10 protein-coding genes are annotated in these 19018 nt (G+C 40.7%); 9 read left to right on the top strand and 1 reads right to left on the bottom strand.

Going from position 1 to position 19018, the window contains the following annotated elements:
* The first annotated feature begins 57 nt into the window (after positions 1 to 57).
* The 9 genes from ACR2F3_RS05765 to galB all read left to right on the top strand — a co-directional run bounded on the left by ACR2F3_RS05765 (position 58) and on the right by galB (position 18648).
* Positions 58 to 795 (top strand): MBL fold metallo-hydrolase, encoded by a 738-nt coding sequence (locus ACR2F3_RS05765; RefSeq protein WP_432709028.1) that lies wholly within the window; start codon positions 58 to 60, stop codon positions 793 to 795.
* Between the two features lie 17 nt (positions 796 to 812).
* Entirely contained in the window at positions 813 to 1832 is a 1020-nt protein-coding gene (locus ACR2F3_RS05760; RefSeq protein WP_432709027.1) for an AI-2E family transporter, read from the top strand.
* Between the two features lie 38 nt (positions 1833 to 1870).
* Entirely contained in the window at positions 1871 to 2791 is a 921-nt protein-coding gene (locus ACR2F3_RS05755) for a carbohydrate kinase family protein (protein ID WP_432709026.1), read from the top strand.
* A 121-nt stretch (positions 2792 to 2912) separates the two neighbouring features.
* Positions 2913 to 7037, top strand: coding sequence for a two-component regulator propeller domain-containing protein (locus ACR2F3_RS05750; protein ID WP_432709025.1), 4125 nt, complete (start codon positions 2913 to 2915; stop codon positions 7035 to 7037).
* A gap of 121 nt (positions 7038 to 7158) precedes the next feature.
* Positions 7159 to 10011, top strand: coding sequence for a TIM-barrel domain-containing protein (locus tag ACR2F3_RS05745; RefSeq protein WP_432709024.1), 2853 nt, complete (start codon positions 7159 to 7161; stop codon positions 10009 to 10011).
* A 55-nt stretch (positions 10012 to 10066) separates the two neighbouring features.
* Positions 10067 to 13165, top strand: coding sequence for a SusC/RagA family TonB-linked outer membrane protein (locus tag ACR2F3_RS05740; RefSeq protein ID WP_432709023.1), 3099 nt, complete (start codon positions 10067 to 10069; stop codon positions 13163 to 13165).
* Positions 13166 to 13185: 20 nt separating this feature from the next.
* Positions 13186 to 14778: a RagB/SusD family nutrient uptake outer membrane protein gene (locus ACR2F3_RS05735; RefSeq protein ID WP_432709022.1), complete on the top strand. Its 1593-nt coding sequence runs from the start codon at positions 13186 to 13188 to the stop codon at positions 14776 to 14778.
* Between the two features lie 26 nt (positions 14779 to 14804).
* A complete protein-coding gene (locus tag ACR2F3_RS05730) occupies positions 14805 to 16190 on the top strand; it encodes a hypothetical protein (RefSeq protein WP_432709021.1) in 1386 nt (461 codons plus the stop codon).
* A gap of 94 nt (positions 16191 to 16284) precedes the next feature.
* Entirely contained in the window at positions 16285 to 18648 is a 2364-nt protein-coding gene (gene galB, locus ACR2F3_RS05725; protein ID WP_432709020.1) for a beta-galactosidase GalB, read from the top strand.
* Positions 18649 to 18718: 70 nt separating this feature from the next.
* On the opposite strand, the gene ACR2F3_RS05720 is transcribed toward galB, so the two are convergent.
* The gene (locus ACR2F3_RS05720) at positions 18719 to 18889 is read right to left on the bottom strand and encodes a hypothetical protein (RefSeq protein WP_432709019.1); all 171 of its coding nucleotides are present in this window, start codon (positions 18887 to 18889) and stop codon (positions 18719 to 18721) included.
* Between the last annotated feature and the right edge of the window lie 129 nt (positions 18890 to 19018).

The following is a 19018-nucleotide window of genomic DNA, read 5'->3' as shown; positions in this document are numbered from 1 at the left end:
CGTTTTTAATGTTTATGACGAGAGGTAATTTACAAGCCTCAATACAATGTATACAGGATGGAGGTAAACTTAGAAATTATTGGTTGTGGCGATGCTTTTGGCAGTGGTGGAAATAACCACACCTGTTTTTACTTAAGAACTGACAGGTTACAAATATTAATAGACTGTGGCGCAACATCAGGCCCGGCCCTAAAAAAACACCACATTGATATTTCTTCGCTTGATTATGTACTGGTATCGCACCTTCATGGCGATCATTTCGGTGGTTTGCCCTTTCTGTTATTGGATAGTCTGCAAACGCCAAGGGTTAAACCATTGCAAATTGTTGGTCCGCCAGGCATTAAAGAACGTACCCGCCAACTCTTTGATCTTTTATATCCAGGGTCTGCAAAAAACCTGGACGAGGAAATGTTTATTTATACAACATACACCTCGGAGCAGGTATTAAAAACTGACTGTTTTAGCCTGGAGGTATTTCCGGTTATTCATACCGAACAAGCCATGCCGCATGGTTTGAAGCTTACACTACAAGGTAAAGTTGTTAGTTACTCGGGCGATACCTCCTGGTGCGACAACCTGATCGCAATAGCCAAAAATGCTGATCTTTTTATTTGTGAATGTACTTTTTATAACCATGAAGGCAAAGGACATCTGAATTACCATACCATTATGCAGCACCGGCCGGAATTGGATTGTGAAATGCTGCTTCTCACTCATCTGGATCAGGAAATGCTGGATGCGGCCGACAAAGTTGAAGTGCCCTGTGCCTACGATGGAATGAAATTAACTATTTAATCATATTAACTTATAGAATGAAGCTACAGCGACTCGTGAATGTATTTTTTTTATTTGCCCTGGTGGTGGGGATCCTATATATTGCCCGCGAATTCTTAATCCCTTTAGCGCTTGCCGGTGTGCTGAGCATGTTGTTTGTTTCAATGTGTAATTGGTGTGAAAAGAAAGGCATGCACCGTGGTGTATCAGCGTTTTTATCTGTGTTAGCCCTATACACCTTCGTGGCACTGGTACTATTTTTTCTTTCCTGGCAGCTTAAAGATTTTGCCTCGCAGATGGGCAATATGCAGGCTAAATTGGTTGGATTTATAGACCATATCAGGGATTGGATCAACTCAACATTAGGGATATCACACAAACAACAGAAAGAAGTGATTAAACAAAGTCAAAGTAGCGGAAGCGGAGAAATGCTATTTGGTTTTGCTGCAGGAGTTACGGGAGTACTGGTTAACACTGTTCTGGTTACTGTATACTTATTTTTACTGTTATATTATCGCTCCCATCTGAAAAGAGCATTGATTAAAATGGTTCCGCAAGGAGAAGAAAGTAATACCGGTTCTATTGTAAACCAATCTGTGCAAGTGTCCAGGCAATATTTAGGGGGCATGGCCATGATGATTGGCATGCTCTGGGTAATGTATGGGGTTGGTTTTAGTATTGTAGGTGTTAATAGTGCCATTTTCTTTGCGGTACTGTGTGGCTTGCTTGAAATTGTTCCCTTTATAGGTAACCTCACCGGTACCGGTATCACGCTGCTCGCGGTGACTACACAGGGCGGCGATAGTAAAATGATCATTGGTGTAGTGGTTACCTACTTGGTGGTGCAATTTATTCAGACCTATGTGCTGGAGCCTGTTGTGGTAGGTAAGCAAGTTAACATCAATCCACTATTTACTATTATCGCTATTGTTATTGGAGAAATGATCTGGGGCATAGCAGGCATGGTTCTGGCCATTCCGATTCTGGGTATGCTAAAGATCTTTTTAGATCACGTACCATCCTTAAAGCCTTATGGATTTTTGATAGGTGGCGATTAATGAATTTGCGTATCTTGGATATTCAATAGTACCTCTTTATGAAGACCAATAATCGAAAAAAATCTGTTGTATGTTTTGGGGAGGTGTTGTGGGACAATCTGCCAGATGGCCGGAAACCGGGTGGTGCGCCAATGAACGTTGCTTATCATTTGCACCAGCTAGGGGTCGACAGTCAGTTAATCAGTCGCGTAGGAAAAGATTCCTCAGGCGAAGATTTGATTGGCTTTATGAAAGAGATTAGCTTGCCTGTTAATGGAATACAGATTGACGAAGTGTACGATACCAGTGTGGTGCAGGCGACTGTAGATCCGGAGACGCAGGAGGTGAGTTATGAAATTGTTTTTCCTGTAGCCTGGGACTTCATCAACTGGTTGCCTGAATTTGAACCATTGCTCGATGAGGCTGATGCTTTTGTATTCGGATCCTTAAGTGCGCGTAATACCGTTTCGCGAGAAACGTTGTATAAAATGTTGGAATATGGCAGTTACCATATTTTCGATGTAAACCTCCGCGCTCCTCATTTTGAAACTGATGTAATCGACCACCTGCTAAAGAAAGCAAACATGGTGAAGCTTAACAGTAGTGAGTTAATGCAGATTGCCGGTTGGTATAACGGTAATTGCCGAACGGAAATAGACGCCATTGATACGCTGTTTAACCGATTTAAAATGGAGGAAATGGTCATTACCAAAGGAAGTAAAGGTGCCACTTATTATACACCTAATTACCGATATGACTATCCGGCTTATCCTGCCATAGTAGCTGACACCATAGGTAGTGGCGATTCATTTCTAGCCGCCTTTTTAGCCATGAAACTAAGTAATGATTCAATAGAAGCTACACTTGACTATGCAGTAGCAATGGGCGCGTTTATCACTGCAAAACCTGGTGCCTGTCCGCCATATTCTAAATACGACTTTAGCCGTTATATCTGGAAAAAGAAATTGAATATCGAGTAACAAATTATATCTGTATAGGTTTGAAGGTCTATCTTAAAAACATTCATCGTTTTTACGCAAAAAAAAAATGTAGATTTGTTTTAACTGACTGACCAAACATAAATCAAACTATTAAATAGCCTTGCGCCTCCATTTAGTTGTTATACTCATTTTTTTCTTTTCGGCTGCAGGGGTTTATGGCCAGCCGAACCAGATTCAATTTTCTAAAATTGACCTTTCTGATGGCCTTTCACATAATCAGGTAAATGCAATCATGAAAGATGCCAAAGGGTTTATGTGGTTTGGTACTTTCTCTGGTTTAAATCGCTATGATGGCTATGGTATCAAAGTTTTCAAACACGACCCCCGTGATAGCACTTCCATTAGCAACGATTTTATCACAGATATTTTTGAACTGCCTAATCACCACTTGTATATTGAAACGCGCAGTGGGCCAAATGTATATAATGGGCTTAATGAAACCTTTGCCCGCAACCCAAAAAGCTACTTTAAAGGATTAAACATCGCGGCTAAAACGATCAGAGATATCTTAAAGGATAATGAAGGGAATTTTTGGTTCAATGCCGTTGATGAAGGGGTTTTTAAATATGAAGTAGCTACAGCAAAAACCATCCATTTTAGATGTGATGGAAAAGCGGGTGCTGCGTCTCTGGCTAAAGCACCTGTCTCGGCTATACAAAAAGGGCCAAAAGGCGATATTTGGGTAATCCACCAGGATAAAACCATTGAGCGGCTTGACCAGCGAACCGGGAAGGTACAGCAACGTTTATTGGTGTTCAAGAAAGCGAGTTTGACGGAATACCAGGATTTTAGATTGTTTCTTGATCAAGAGGGTGATTTTTGGATCTATACCTTAAACAACCAAACCGGTATTGACTATTATTCACCAGCTACTGCGACAAAGCGGTTTATTGATAAAGGAGTGATGCGCCTGAACAATAACCTGATCAACGGAATTCAACAGGATAATAATGGTTTAATATGGATAGCTACCGACCATGGTGGTGTAAACCTATTAAATAAACGTGATTTTAGTATCAGGTACCTCATTAACCGGGAAAACGATCAGAAGAGCATTGGGCAAAACAGCATTACAAGCATCTATAAAGACTCGTCGGGAATTATTTGGATTGGAACTTTCAAGAAAGGAATTAGTTATTATCACGAAAAAATCTTGAAGTTTCCTCTTTATCGTCACCAGGGCATAATCCCGAATGGTTTAACTTACGATGACATTAACCGTTTTGTTGAAGACGACCAGGGTAACCTATGGATTGGCACCAACGGAGGAGGGCTATTCTATTTTAACCGAAAAACTGGTAAGTTTAAGCGGTACAGGCATGATGCAAGTAACCCTAATAGCATTAGCAACGATATCATAGTTAGTCTTTATATCGATAAGCAAAAAAAATTGTGGATTGGTACTTATTTTGGAGGGCTGGATAGTTTTGATGGTAAAAATTTCAGGCATTATAAACACCAGCAAGGGAATGCTAAAAGTTTAGCCGACGACCGGGTTTGGGACATTCTGGAAGACAGTAAAGGTAGATTTTGGGTAGCTACCTTAAGTGGAGGTCTGGACCGTCTGGATCGGGAGACTGGTGAATTTCATCACTATAAAGCGAATGCCCCTAATAGCGTGAAATCTAACTTTCTATCCTGCTTGATTGAAGACAGCGATGGTAATCTCTGGATTGGTAGTGCTGACGGGATCGACGTGCTACAGCCGAATGGCAAGTTTTTACATTATGAAAATAGGCCTGGCCAAAACAACAGCCTGATAAATAACATTGTCTATGACCTGATGCAAGACAGCCATGGATTTATCTGGGCGGCTACACGTGATGGCCTGAGCAGGTTTGACCCCAGGAGCAGGCAATTCAGGAATTTTGATGCGAAAGATGGCCTTACTGAAAAGACAACGCTAAAAATAATTGAAGATAAACAGCGAAATTTATGGGTGAGCACGGCAAATGGTCTTTTTAACATTAGGGTGAATAAACCAGCATCCGGTGATTTTACCTATTTTTTCAGGAAATTTGATGAACAGGATGGCTTGCAGGGAAATGCATTTAATGCGAATGCTGCCTATAAAACCAGGGCTGGTGAGCTATTATTTGGCGGGTCAAATGGATTCAATATTTTCAGACCTGAAAACATTAACAAGGATGACAGTAAACCGCAAATCGTTCTATCAGATTTGCAGCTGGCAAATAAAACGGTAGGTGTGGGGGCTCTGGTTGACAACCAGGTGCTTTTGAAGAATGCGCTTCATTTTACGGATACTTTGGTGCTAAAATATAGTCAGAATGGTTTTGCACTGGAGTTTGCTGCGCTTAACTTTTTTAGTCCGCAAAAGATCAGGTATAAGTACAAGTTGGAGGGTTTTGACCAGCAATGGCAGGAGCTTCAGGAAAATAACCGCCGGGCAACATACACCAATATAGACCCGGGATCGTATGTGTTTAAGGTGGTTTCTACCGATGCATCAGGGAATTGGTTGGATAATGAAACCAGTTTAAAAGTGACCATATTACCACCTTTCTGGAAAACCAAGGTTGCCTACCTTGTTTATATCCTTTGCATTGGAAGTACGTTGTTCCTGCTGAGACGCACAGGAATTAGAAAGGCAAGAAATAAGTTTTTGCTGGAACAGGAACGGCAACAAGCGAAGCGGATGCATGAATTGGATTTGCTTAAAATTAGGTTTCTAACAAATGTGAGTCATGAGTTTAGAACCCCTTTGTCGTTAATTATAACCCCTTTGGAGAAACTGATTAAAGATGCCGCCTCAAGTGAGAAAGCCCAGCTTCAGATGATTCAAAGAAATGGACGAAGGTTATTGAACCTGGTTAACCAGCTGCTGGATTTTAGACGGATGGAGGAGCATGAGGTAAAGCTTCAACTTAAGCAGGATGATATTGTGGCTTTCATTAAGGAGTTGTGTTACTCCTTTACTGATGTGGCAGACAAGAACAACATCAGGCTGAGTTTTTCTACAGACCGCAAAAGTATGATTACTTCGTTTGATCCAGACAAACTTGAGCGGATCATATTTAATTTATTGTCTAACGCGTTTAAGTTTACCCCTGCAGGTGGAAAGGTTACCTTGATGCTTCATGCACGCACTGTTGATCAGAATCAGACGGAATTAAAGATCATGGTTCAGGATACAGGTATCGGCATGGAAAAGGATAAACATGAGCTTATTTTTGAAAGGTTTTTCCAGAATGAAATACCAGACTCTATGGTAAATCAAGGCAGTGGAATTGGCTTATCCATTACCAAAGAATTTGTAAAAATGCATGGTGGCACAATTACCGTTGATAGTGAGGTAAACAAAGGAAGCACTTTTACCGTTACGTTTTTGTTTCCGGAGCAGGTGGTGCTGCCTGAAGAAGTAGTGATATCTCAGCCTTTGATTGAACAGCAGAAGCACAACCACCAAGAAATGGCAGTGGACGTGAAAAGCAAAAAGCCAGTATTGGTATTAGTAGAAGATAACGATGACTTCAGATTTTACTTAAAAGATAACCTGAAGGAGTTTTATCAGATTGTGGAGGCGGTTAACGGTAAGGATGGATGGCAGAAAATACTGGGTTGCCATCCTGACCTGATTGTGAGTGATGTGAGTATGCCTGAGATGAAGGGCACTGACTTATGTAAAAAAATCAAGTCGGATAAACGTACGGCACATCTTCCAGTAATCCTACTAACTGCGTTGACCACAGAAGCCCAACAGCTAAATGGTTTAGAAACCGGTGCCAACGACTATATGACAAAGCCCTTTAATTTTGGAATTTTACAGTCCAAAATTAGGAATCTCCTGCAACAACAAGCTTTATCAAAGAAGACCTATCAAAAACAGGTAGAATTTAAACCAGCGGAAACCGCAGTAGAATCGGTGGATGATAAATTTATAAGGCAACTTTCTTTACATATTGAAAAGAACTTGGGTGACGCTTCCTATACGGTCGATCAGTTAAGTGCAGATCTTCATATGAGCCGGGTAGGGCTTTATAAAAAGATACTCCCACTTACTGGAAAAACACCACTTGAATATATCCGTTTGTATCGTTTACAGAAATCAAAACCCTTATTGCTAAAGTCGCAGATGACTGTTGCAGAGGTGGCTTATACAGTGGGGTTCAGCAATCCTAAACACTTCAGTAAATATTTCAAACAGGAATTTGACGTGCTGCCTTCGGTATATGCCGCGTCCAATTCGTTAAAAACAATCTCTTAAGGTACAAAAGGCTGCGTTGTTAACATATCGATACCTAATTGTTATCATATGCGTACCCTCTGTCAGACACATTCCTGATACTTTAGAGCTAATAAAACCAAGTATAAACAGTATCATAAGTATGTGTAAAATCAGGGTCAAATCCGTAATCCTTATTGGCAGTATTTTCTTTTGTCTTCAAGTGAACGGACAACAAAAAGAGGTCTATCAACAAACTTCTACAGGAGTTGAAATTTCAGTACCGAACGCCATTACCGGTGTTAAAAAAATCCGTCTTCAACCGGTAAGCGATAAAATCATTCATGTAACTTCAATATCAGGAAAAGATTTTCCAGCAGAAAAAAGTTTGATGTCTGTAAAGCCATCGGCTACAGATGTTAAATTTTCTGTAAAAGCTGAAAACGATGTGGTGGTATTAAGTACACCCGCACTTAAAGTTCAGGTGTCTACAACAACAGGGTTGATTACTTACCTGGATCAAAACAACCAGTTATTGCTGGCGCAAAGTAAAAATGTAGCCCCAGCATTATTGCCTAAAGTTTATAACGGAGAACCATCATACCAGGTTGCACAATTATTTGATGCCCAGGATAATGAAGCCTATTATGGTTTAGGCCAGCACCAGCAAGGCCTGGTTAATTACCGGGGTCGTCGTGTAGACCTTGTACAGTATAATACTGAAATTGCTGTTCCATTTGTAATTTCCAACAAGGGATACGGCATTTTGTGGGATAATTATTCTATTACCCGCGCTGGAGATATGCGTGAATATGATGATTTAAACGCCTTACGTCTATTTTCTAAAGATGGCAACGAAGGGTGGTTAACGGCTAGTTTTGCATTAAAATCTGCGCCGAAGAAAGTTTTGTTTACCCGTCCGGTGTCTGAAATTTCTCAGAACTGGCTAAGCGACCAGCATAAATTTCCTGCTGGGGTAGCTATGGCCGACGCCTTAGTTACGTATGAAGGTGATGTGGAAAGTGACCTAAGTGGTTTGTATCAATTACAATTAAAATATGCCGGTTATATTAAGGTATGGTTAGATGGTAAACTGGTTGCAGAATATTGGCGCCAGGCCTGGAATCCAGGATCTGCAATTGTGGATTTGCAATTGGCAAAAAACAAAAAAGTTAAGTTCAAGATGGAATGGTTGCCAGATGGCACTGAATCTTATATAGGCTTAACGGTATTAACCCCGGCTCCGGAGGAATTGAAAAACACCTTTGCTTTACAATCTGAGTCTGGTGCTGCGGTTGATTATTACTTTATTGCCGGGTTAAATGCTGATCAGGTTATTTCTGGATACCGTACAGTGACTGGAAAAGCCGTATTAATGCCTAAATGGGCAATGGGTTTTTGGCAAAGCCGTGAACGGTATAAAACCGAAGAAGATATTCTGAGTACCGTTAAGGAGTTCCGTGATCGTAAAATTGCTTTGGATAACATCGTATTAGACTGGTCGTATTGGAAAGAACCAGAGTGGGGAAGTCAGGAGTTTGATCCTGCGCGTTTTCCTAATCCGGATAACATGATCAAGACTGTGCATAAACAAAATGTGAACATTATGATTTCGGTATGGCCGAAGTTTAACAAAGGTTTTGACATTTATGATGAATTTGATAAAAAGAACTTTTTATACAAGAGAAATATAGCGGAGGGTCGTCGTGATTGGATAGGAAAAGGTTATGAAAACACCTTTTATGATGCTTTTAATCCCGAAGCCAGGAAATCCCTATGGAGCCTGATGAATAAAAGGTTGTACAGTAAAGGTATTGATGCTTGGTGGATGGATGCGACAGAACCAGATATGCATTCCAATATTTCAGTACAACACCGTAAAGATTTAATGAACCCTACTTATGCGGGTTCATCAACCACCTATTTTAATGCTTTTCCATTAGTAAATGCCAAAGGCATTTATGAAGGTCAGCGTGAGGTAAAACCAAACGACCGTGTGTTTATTCTAACCCGTTCTGCCTATGCAGGTTTACAACGTTATGCTGCGGCTGCCTGGAGCGGAGATATTGCTTCCCGCTGGGAAGATATGAAATCACAGATCGGTGCCGGTGTAAATTTCTCGCTTTCCGGGATGCCGTACTGGACGATGGATATCGGTGGTTTTTCTGTGGAGAAGCGCTATGAGCAAGCACAGGGAGCAGATTTAGAAGAGTGGCGTGAATTGAATGCACGTTGGTACCAGTTTGGAACATTCGTTCCTTTGTTTAGGGTGCATGGTCAGTACCCGTTCAGAGAGATCTATAATGTTGCACCTGCGGATCACCCTGCTTATAAAAGCATGGTTTACTACAACCAGTTGAGGTACCGCCTCATGCCATATATTTACTCATTAGCCGGACAAACGTATCAGAATGATTATACCATAATGCGTGGCCTAATGATGGATTTCCCTCAGGATTTAAAAGCATCTAATTTAAATGATGCCTTTATGTTTGGTCCTTCTCTATTGATTAACCCAGTATACACTTACAAAGACAGGGACCGTAAGGTTTACCTGCCATCGGGCCAAGGTTGGTTTGATCTATATGCTGGTACCTATTATAAAGGTGGTCAGGAAATAAAAGCTGACGCCCCATACGAAAAGATGCCTGTTTATGTAAAAGAAGGAACTATATTGCCAACCGGTCCATCTTTGCAATATACTTCTGAAAAAGCCGCTGATCCCATTACATTATTTGTGTATACAGGGAAAGACGCTTCTTTTTCTTTGTATGAGGATGAAGGAACAAACTATAATTACGAAAAAGGGGCATTTGCCACGATCGATTTTAATTATAACGAAGCGGCAAAATCATTAACGATTGAAGCCCGAAAAGGAACCTTTAAAGGAATGTTGCAAAACAGGACAATTAGGGTTGTGGTGATTTCGGCCAACAAGGCTAAATCACTGGATTTTGATCAAAAGGCAGATCACGAAATAAAATATTCAGGTAAACAAACAATAATTAAATTATAACCAAATAAAAACCCAAATAAATGAATCAATTATTTACAACATTATGATGAACGGCATGAAACAGAAATCGGGGATAAAAAGAGAAAGCGTTTTTCTGCTGCTATTTCTTTGTTTACTAATGGTAAGTCCCGCGTTATACGCACAAGAAAAGCAGATAAGCGGAAAGGTAACAGGTATTGCAGATGGCTTGCCGATACCGGGTGCTATGATAAAAGTAAAAGGTAAGGCTGGTGGAACTGGAACCAACAATGACGGTGCATATTCAATTAGTGCACAAGTTGGAGATGTGTTGCAGGTGAGTTCTATTGGCTATAATCCTAAAGAAGTAACTGTAGGACAAAGCAACGTTATAAATGTTAGCCTTGCGGAATCAACGAACGATTTAGAAGAAGTGATGGTTGTTGGTTACGGTGTGCAACAGAAGAAACTCATAACAGGTGCTACCGTACAGGTAAAAGGAGAAACTTTGCAAAGACAAAGCACAACCAATGCTTTACAAGGGCTTCAGGGGCAAACACCAGGTGTACAAATTGCATCTACTTCTGGTCAGCCAGGAGAGGGGATGAAAGTAACCATCCGTGGTTTAGGTACAATTGGTAACTCAGGCCCGCTTTACGTAGTGGATGGAGTTTTAACAAACGATATAACCTATTTGAACTCTGCTGATATTGAATCAATAGATATTTTGAAAGATGCGGCATCTGCAGCGATTTATGGATCGCAGGCTGCAAATGGTGTAGTGTTGGTAACTACTAGAACGGGTAAAAAAGGTCAATCGGCACAGATCACATTTGATGCCTACGCAGGTGTGCAAAATGTACCTAAGAAAATAGACATGTTGAATTCTTCTCAATATGCCTCTATTATGAACGAAGCTGCCATTAACGGTGGTAAACAGCCTGTGTTTAGCAATGCTGATATCGCTGCTTTAGGTGAAGGAACGAACTGGATGGATGAGATGTTTGTTAAGAATGCCTTGACCCAAAACTATTCTTTTGGTGCATCAGGTGCATCTGAGGCTTCGGTATTTTCGACTGGAATGTCTTACACTGGCCAGGAAGGTATAGTTGGTGGTAAAGCACTTTCTAACTACGAGCGTTATAGTTTTAGAATTAACAGTGAACACAATTTTTACAAAGACATCATCAGGATTGGTCAGCATTTAACTTATACTGATATTAAAAACAATGGTATTGGTGTTGGTAACCAGTATAACAACTCTTTACGTGCGGCATTTAATGTTAGTCCGTTTGTGCCAATGTATGACGAAGAAGGAAATTTCTTCGACAATAGTAACTCTACCTGGAATAATGGCGAGGCAAACCCATATGCACAAATGGTTTATAATAACCAGAATACAAGAAATAGCCAACGTCTATTGGGTGATGTATATTTAGTGGTACAACCTATTAAAAACTTAACGTTCCGTACAAGTTTAGGAATGGATTATAGTGCAGGCGAAAGTCGCTCTTTTACTCCGATATATCAGCTTTCAGCTTATGCATATAGCATTACCACAAGGGCTAGTCAGTCGATGAACAAAGGGAAATCATTAATTTGGGATAATTTATTAACCTATAAATTTGATGTTAAGAACGATCATTCCTTCGAAGTGATGGCAGGTAGTTCTGCTTACCAGTCGGATGGTTCTTCGCTATATGGAAGTAATACAAATTTGATTTTTGAAGATTTAGATCATGCCTGGTTGAGCAACGCAACTGGTAAAACGGTAGCTGGTATTTCAATTACCGGCGCGCCATATGATGCGGATCGCAGGATGTCGTATTTTGGTAGGGTAAACTACAACTATAAGCAAAAATATTTGTTGAACGCTACCTTTAGAGCGGATGGATCATCAAGATTTGCTGCGCAAAACCGTTGGGGATATTTCCCTTCTGTGTCTGCGGGATGGGTGGTAACCAGTGAAGACTTTATGGAAAGCCAAAAAGGGTGGTTAGATTTCTTGAAAATCAGAGCAAGCTGGGGACAAGTAGGAAATCAGAATATTGCCGCTTTCCAATACCTGGCACCAATTAAATTAAATAATACAAACTACAACTTTGGTGAAGAAGGAATTTTGATTCCTGGAGCTTATCCAAGCAGAATCAGTAATCCTGAATTGAAATGGGAAACTTCTGAACAGGCTAACGCTGGTTTTGATGCAAACTTTTTAAATGGAAAGTTTGCGGTAAACTTCGACTGGTATAAAAAAACAACCAAAGACTGGTTAATCTCTGCACCAATTTTAGCAACAGCAGGAGCTGATGCCCCATTTATTAATGGAGGTAATGTTAAAAACAGCGGTATCGAGCTGGCTTTAACTTTCAAAAACAACATTGGCGCTTTTAATTATTCAATTGGCGTAAACGGTGCTTACAATAAAAATGAGGTTGGAAATATTCCCACAGCAGATGGTATTGTACATGGTTTAGCGAATCAGTTATTTGATAATGCATTAGAATTTTACCGTGCTCAAAGTGGCTTTCCTATCGGTTATTTCTGGGGTTTAAAAACCGCAGGTATTTTCCAGAATGAGGCTGAAGTAGCAAGCTACAGGGCTGGTAACAAAATTATCCAACCTACAGCAATGCCTGGAGATGTGAGGTATGTGGATCAAAATGGTGATGGGATAATTGACAACTTAGATAGAACAATGATTGGAAATCCTAATCCTGATTACACATTCGGTATCACATTGTCAGCTGATTATAAAGGCTTTGATGTTTCTGTGGTAGCTTCTGGCGTTGCAGGAAACGACATTGTACAATCTTATAGAAATCAAGCCAATCAATTTGGAAATCATACTGCCAGAATTTTAGACAGGTGGCATGGAGAGGGTACTTCTAATACTATACCTCGTGTTACAGAAGATAACAGAAACTGGACAAATTTCTCTGACTTATATATACAAAAGGGTGATTATTTAAGAATTAGTAATGTTACCGTGGGTTATGATTTAGGAAGAGCAATCAAGAAGAGCTATTTAAAACAAGTGAGGTTATATGCAGCGGCCTTAAACCTTTATACGTTCACAAAATATGATGGCATGGATCCGGAAATTGGTTACGGGTCAGAAGGGTTTTCATCTGGAGTGGATGTAGGTTATTACCCAAGACCAAGAACATTTATGTTCGGCGCAAATATTAGATTTTAATTATCCTGATTTTAAATATTATGAAAGCTATTAAAATATGTACCCTAGCAGTTCTCCTTTTATCATTAGGGGCTTGCAAAAAAAGTTTTCTGGATACCGAACCTATTACCACGGTAACAGATGTGAATTTCTATAAGACACCAAAGGATGCTTATACTGCATTGGTTGGATGTTACGACGGCCTGCAAGTAGTATGGTCTGAAGGTATTGCACTACCAGTTGCGGCAGAAGTGATGTCTGACAACGCTTTTGGTGGGGCGGGAAACTCTGATGGGTTTAACTACCAGATGATTGATGAATTTGATAAGGCACGTTCCCCGTCTGACCAGAATTTGTATGAACGTAACTGGATTTTGTATTACAAAGCACTTTACCGTTGTAACATGCTGATCAGTAAAATGGATCAGATTGAATGGGGTAATAATGCAACCCTAAGAAACAGCTATGAATCTGAGGCACGTTTTCTTCGTGCTTATCTGTTATTTGATATGGTACGTCTATGGGGAAATATTCCTTTGCTAACTGAGCCTTCGGCAGAGAATCTTCCACAATCGAATCCTGACGAAGTATATAAAGTAATTGCCGGGGATTTAAAATTTGCTGCTGATAACATGCCAGCAACCGGTTATGCAGCTCAACCTGTTGGAGAGCGTGGACGAGTAACTAAATATGCAGCAGAAGCTTTATTAGGAAGAGTATTTTTATTTTACACAGGCTATTATGCTAAAGGTGACCTGGTAGGTTTAGTTTCCAAAAATGAAGCCTTAACTTACATGGAAGATGTAATTTCGAATGGTGGTTACGGCCTGGTTGAAGATTTTGCGAAACTTTGGCCTGCAGCCTCCGTTGGCGATTATGCCGGAGAGGATAATAAGGAAACTGTGTTTGCTATTAAATATACTTACACCAGTGATTATAATGGCAATACCGATGGTAACCATTGGATGGTAATGGTTAGTATGAGAGAGCAGGCCATTTTCCCGTATGGTAACGGATGGGGCGGACAAACCGTGAGTCCGAAATTATGGAATGCCTATTCTGCTACAGATACGCGTAAATCGGCTTCCATTATCTCTATAGTGGACGAAAAATTACCTTTTACCAATCAGGGTAAAACAAGAGAGTATACAGGATACTGGGGTAAAAAATACAGTGTAATGATTGGTGAGGACGGAAAGCCATTGCCGGAAAGTTTTGGCAACCCTAATTTCCAGATTGCTCAGTTCCAGGATTATGTTTCTATTCGTTATGCGGATGTGTTGTTAATGGCTGCAGAACTGGGTAGTGCAAATGCACAAAGCTATTTTGACATGGTAAGACAACGTGCGTATAAAGATGCTTTTACACCATTACCTGTTACTCCAGACAACATCATGAAAGAAAGACGCTTGGAGCTTGCTTTAGAGGGTATCCGTTATTATGACTTGCTACGTCAGGGAGTTGACAAAGCTGCACAACAGATTGCGGAAACAACCACGGTATTAAATGGTGGTGCACCTACTCAAAAGTCCATTGTAGCGGCTAACGTGATCGCAACAAAAGGTTTGCAACAAATACCTTATACACAGATTAATTTATCTAATGGCACGCTGGTTCAAAACCCAGGCTGGTAGTTATTCATCAATTTAATTTTAATAAAATGAAACGATATAGAAAAATCCTTGCGCTGCTTATGCTGCCATTGTTGATGATCGCTTGTAAAAAAGACGAACACAGCATGGGTGAGGTGCTCGACAAAGCAGATATTAATTTTACGGTAACGCAGGATCTGCAAGCCGACCCGGGTGGTAATACGGTAATCTTGAAAAACAATACCCCGGGTACCCTACCAATGTGGGATTATGGAACTGGTACGTCTAACAGAATGACGGATACTGTGAAGTTTGCTTTCGCTGGGGATTATACCATCAAGTTTGCGGTGTCTACTGGCGGCATGATTGTTAATATGGATTCAGTGGTTGTTAAAGTAACATCAGACAATTTACAATATGTAAACGATCCTTTGTGGACAGCACTTTCTGGTGGCGTTGGTAAGGAGAAAGAATGGATATTGGATACAGACGGTATTTTCTTTGCTGGTCCATTATCTTTTTATGGGGTAAACAATGGCTGGTTAGCAGAAAACGGTGGTTGTTATGGTACTGATTGCTGGAACTGGGGTCCTGGTACATCAGATATTTATCCAGGAATGATGGCGCAAGGCGATTATGGCGTCATGACTTTCGGCTTGAAAGGTACTGCTGCTTTTAAAGCAGTAAAACCAATGGAAGGTGGAATTACTCAAAATGGTACTTACTATTTAAATACAACAACAAAAAAACTAACGGTAAACAATGGCTCCATTTTACGTGGTTACAAACCCGCAAAAAATGGAATTACTGGTATCAGTAACTGGACTAACTATACCGTTCTTTCTCTTGATGAAAATACCATGCAATTGGGTGTGATCAGAGATAAAGATGTAGATGGCGAAGGACAGGCAATGATTGTTTATAATTTCATTACGAAAGCTTTCAAAGAAAGTTATGTACCACCGGTAACCGGACCAGACGAAGGTTTCAATCCTACTTTTAAAGCAGGAGAATTAGTTGCCATGTTAACAGGGACCTCATCAGGCAGGTTATGGAAATTGGATGCTACAGGTAACCCGATTGACTGGATTGGTAAAGGTAAGGGATGGACTAAAGGGCATGCTGATTCTAGAGACTGGGGCTGGAGCGACAGCTGGGATGCTGCAGCAGCGAATTCATGGATTTTGTTTAATAAAATTGGTGGACAAAACTATACACGCAATCAAAATGGGGTAATCACAACGGGTACATTTACAGTTAACGAAGCGACCAACGAAGTTACTTTAGTAGGTAACTTGTTGATACAAAATCCAGGTAACTGGATGTCTCCAGCGAAAAACACGTTCAAAGTGGTGAAAGCATTCCCTGGAAAAGTGGAAAGCAAAGGTATTTGGTTTGGTGTTGATTATAATGCAGAAAAAGACGAGTGGTTTGCCTTCCACTACGTATTGTAATCATTAACACAAATAAGTTCATTAACATCTATATACATTGAAAAAGCGCTTTTTAACCTTAGTCTACATCTTCTGTTTTTTTTCGACCGCCATCATGGCACAGAACAAACCTAGAGAAGAAGCAGACTTTAATAAAGGCTGGAAGTTTTACCTGGGCGATATCGCCCAGGCATCGACCACTTCTTTTACCGATCAAAACTGGCGAACGTTAGATTTGCCACATGACTGGGGAATTGAGGGGGCCTTTAGTAAAGACCATCCGGCCACTGTTGGTGGAGGCGCTTTGCCAGGTGGCATTGGTTGGTACCGTAAAACATTTACGGTGCCAGCCAATGCAAAAGGCAAAAATATAGCCATCGATTTTGACGGTGTTTACAAAAACAGTGAAGTATGGATCAACGGGCATTTCCTGGGCAAAAGGCCTAACGGTTATGTTGCCTTTAGGTACGACCTTTCGCCATACCTAAAATATGGGGGTAAAAATATCATTGCCGTTCGTGTTGACAATTCTAAACAGCCTAATGCGAGATGGTATACAGGTTCTGGTATTTACAGGGATGTAAAACTGATTACAACGAATACCATACATGTTGAACAGTGGGGTACCTTTGTTACCACCCCGGTGGTAAGTAAAACTGCTGCGACGGTTAACATGGAGATTAGTATTAAATCGCCTGATAAGAAAACACAACAGGCGCTGGTTAAAACGCTGATTTTCGATAAAGAAAAAAACTTGGTTGCAAGCGCGACTGAGCCTGTTAAACTTACCGGAACTACCAAAATAAGTAAGCGTATTGAAGTGGCCAACCCTAGATTATGGTCAGATAAACAGCCTTATTTGTATATCGTAGAAACGCAGATTCTGGTTAACAAAGTATTGATTGATTCATACCACACAACCTTAGGTATTAGGAGTTTTAATTTTGATGCGGATCAAGGTTTTGTTTTGAATGGTGAACCCTTAAAGATCAGGGGGGTATGTAACCACCACGACATGGGTGCTCTGGGAACTGCTTTTAACGTCCGTGCTGCGGAAAGGCAATTGGAGATTCTAAAAGCGATGGGTGCTAATGCCCTTCGTACCGCACACAATCCTCCGGCTGCTGCCCTGCTGGAGCTCTGTGATAAAATGGGGTTCATTGTAATGAATGAAGCTTTTGACATGTGGGCGAAGAAGAAGTCTGATTTTGACTACCACCTGGACTGGGATAAATGGCACAAAAAGGATTTGGAGGATCAAATTTTACGTGACCGCAACCATCCATCTGTTTTTATCTGGAGCGTAGGAAATGAGATTCAGGAGCAATGGGGTACCGGAGCGGATACGGTAGGTCGTGTAATCACAAGAGAACTTGCCGCTATTGTTAAAAAACTAGATACTACTCGTCCGATTACGACAGCAAATAATGATATAAATGTATACAACAACCTGATTAAATCTGGTGCACTGGATATTATCGGTTATAATTACAACCACGATAAATGGAAAGATTTCCATAAGACGTATCCTGGAAAAAAGTTGATTGCAACAGAAACAACTTCAGCTTTACAAACCCGTGGCCATTATGATAATCCTGCAGATAGCATCCGTATCTGGCCTACGGCATGGGATAAGCCTTTGCTGACAGGTAATGCTGATTTCAGCTGTTCTGCTTACGACAATTGTTATACACCATGGGGTTCATCGCATGAGCAAACACTAATTGCTTCAGAGTACAATCCTGTGGTATCGGGTATTTTTGTGTGGACCGGTTTCGACTATTTGGGTGAGCCTACGCCATATGAATGGCCAGCCAGAAGTTCATATTTTGGAATAGTGGATCTAGCAGGTTTCCCGAAAGATGTTTACCATCTGTATAAGAGTGTGTGGACTGATGAAGCTGTTTTACATGTTTTTCCACATTGGAATTGGAAGGCAGGACAGACAGTAGATGTTTTGGCTTATTATAGTCAGGCAGATGAAGTAGAACTGTACCTTAATGGTACTTCTTTAGGTAAAAAATCTAAACAGGGCCAGGATATGAAAGTGAGCTGGAAAGTGAAATTTGCACCTGGTGAATTGAAAGCTGTTTCCCGAAAAAACGGAAAAGTAGTGTTAGAGAAAGATATTTATACCGCCGGGCCAGCAGCTAAATTGGTATTGTCTGCAGATCGTAGTAAGCTGTCAGCTGATGGAAAGGATTTATCGTTTATTACGGTAAAAGTGATGGATAATGACGGAAACTTAGTTCCGGATGCTGGTCATTTAATCGATTTTAAAGTGGAAGGTGATGCGGTACTTGCTGCGGTTGATAACGGAAGTCCGATAAGTCACGAGTCATTTAAAGCAAGTCACCGTAAAGCTTTTAATGGTTTGGCACTTGCTATCATCAAGAGTGGAATGAAGACTTCAACTGTGAAAGTTACCGCAAGTAGCAAAGGATTAGCTTCTGGGGAGCTCTCGCTTGAGGTTAAGTAAGGATAGTTTAGTCGCATAAAAAAGCGGCTGTCTCCATGGAGGCAGCCGCTTTTTGTGTTTAAGGTATTTGTTATTGAATGATATCGATAACTACCGTTCTGTTATAAAAACGTTCTTCAGGAAGACTGTTTTCGAATGGTGCGCGACCTAAGTCTTCGCCATAACCACTGGTATCAAATTTAACATTGTCTGAGCGGTCATGATGAAGGAAGAAGCAAAAGTAAATAGCGTAAGAAAGCATTACTGGACTCGAACGATCAATGAAAATCAGCCTGCCTGTCTATTTTCGCGCGTATTGGATGGCTTTCTAAGTCGGATCGTAGCCATGTCGTTCTGTGAGCCAAGGAGTTGTCCCTCTCTATTGTCTTCC

It is taken from the genome of Pedobacter sp. (assembly GCF_045627485.1).
Classification (GTDB): Bacteria; Bacteroidota; Bacteroidia; order Sphingobacteriales; family Sphingobacteriaceae; genus Pedobacter.
The sequence above is the reverse complement of the archived record's forward strand: the minus strand, read 5'-3'. Positions and strand labels throughout refer to the sequence as shown.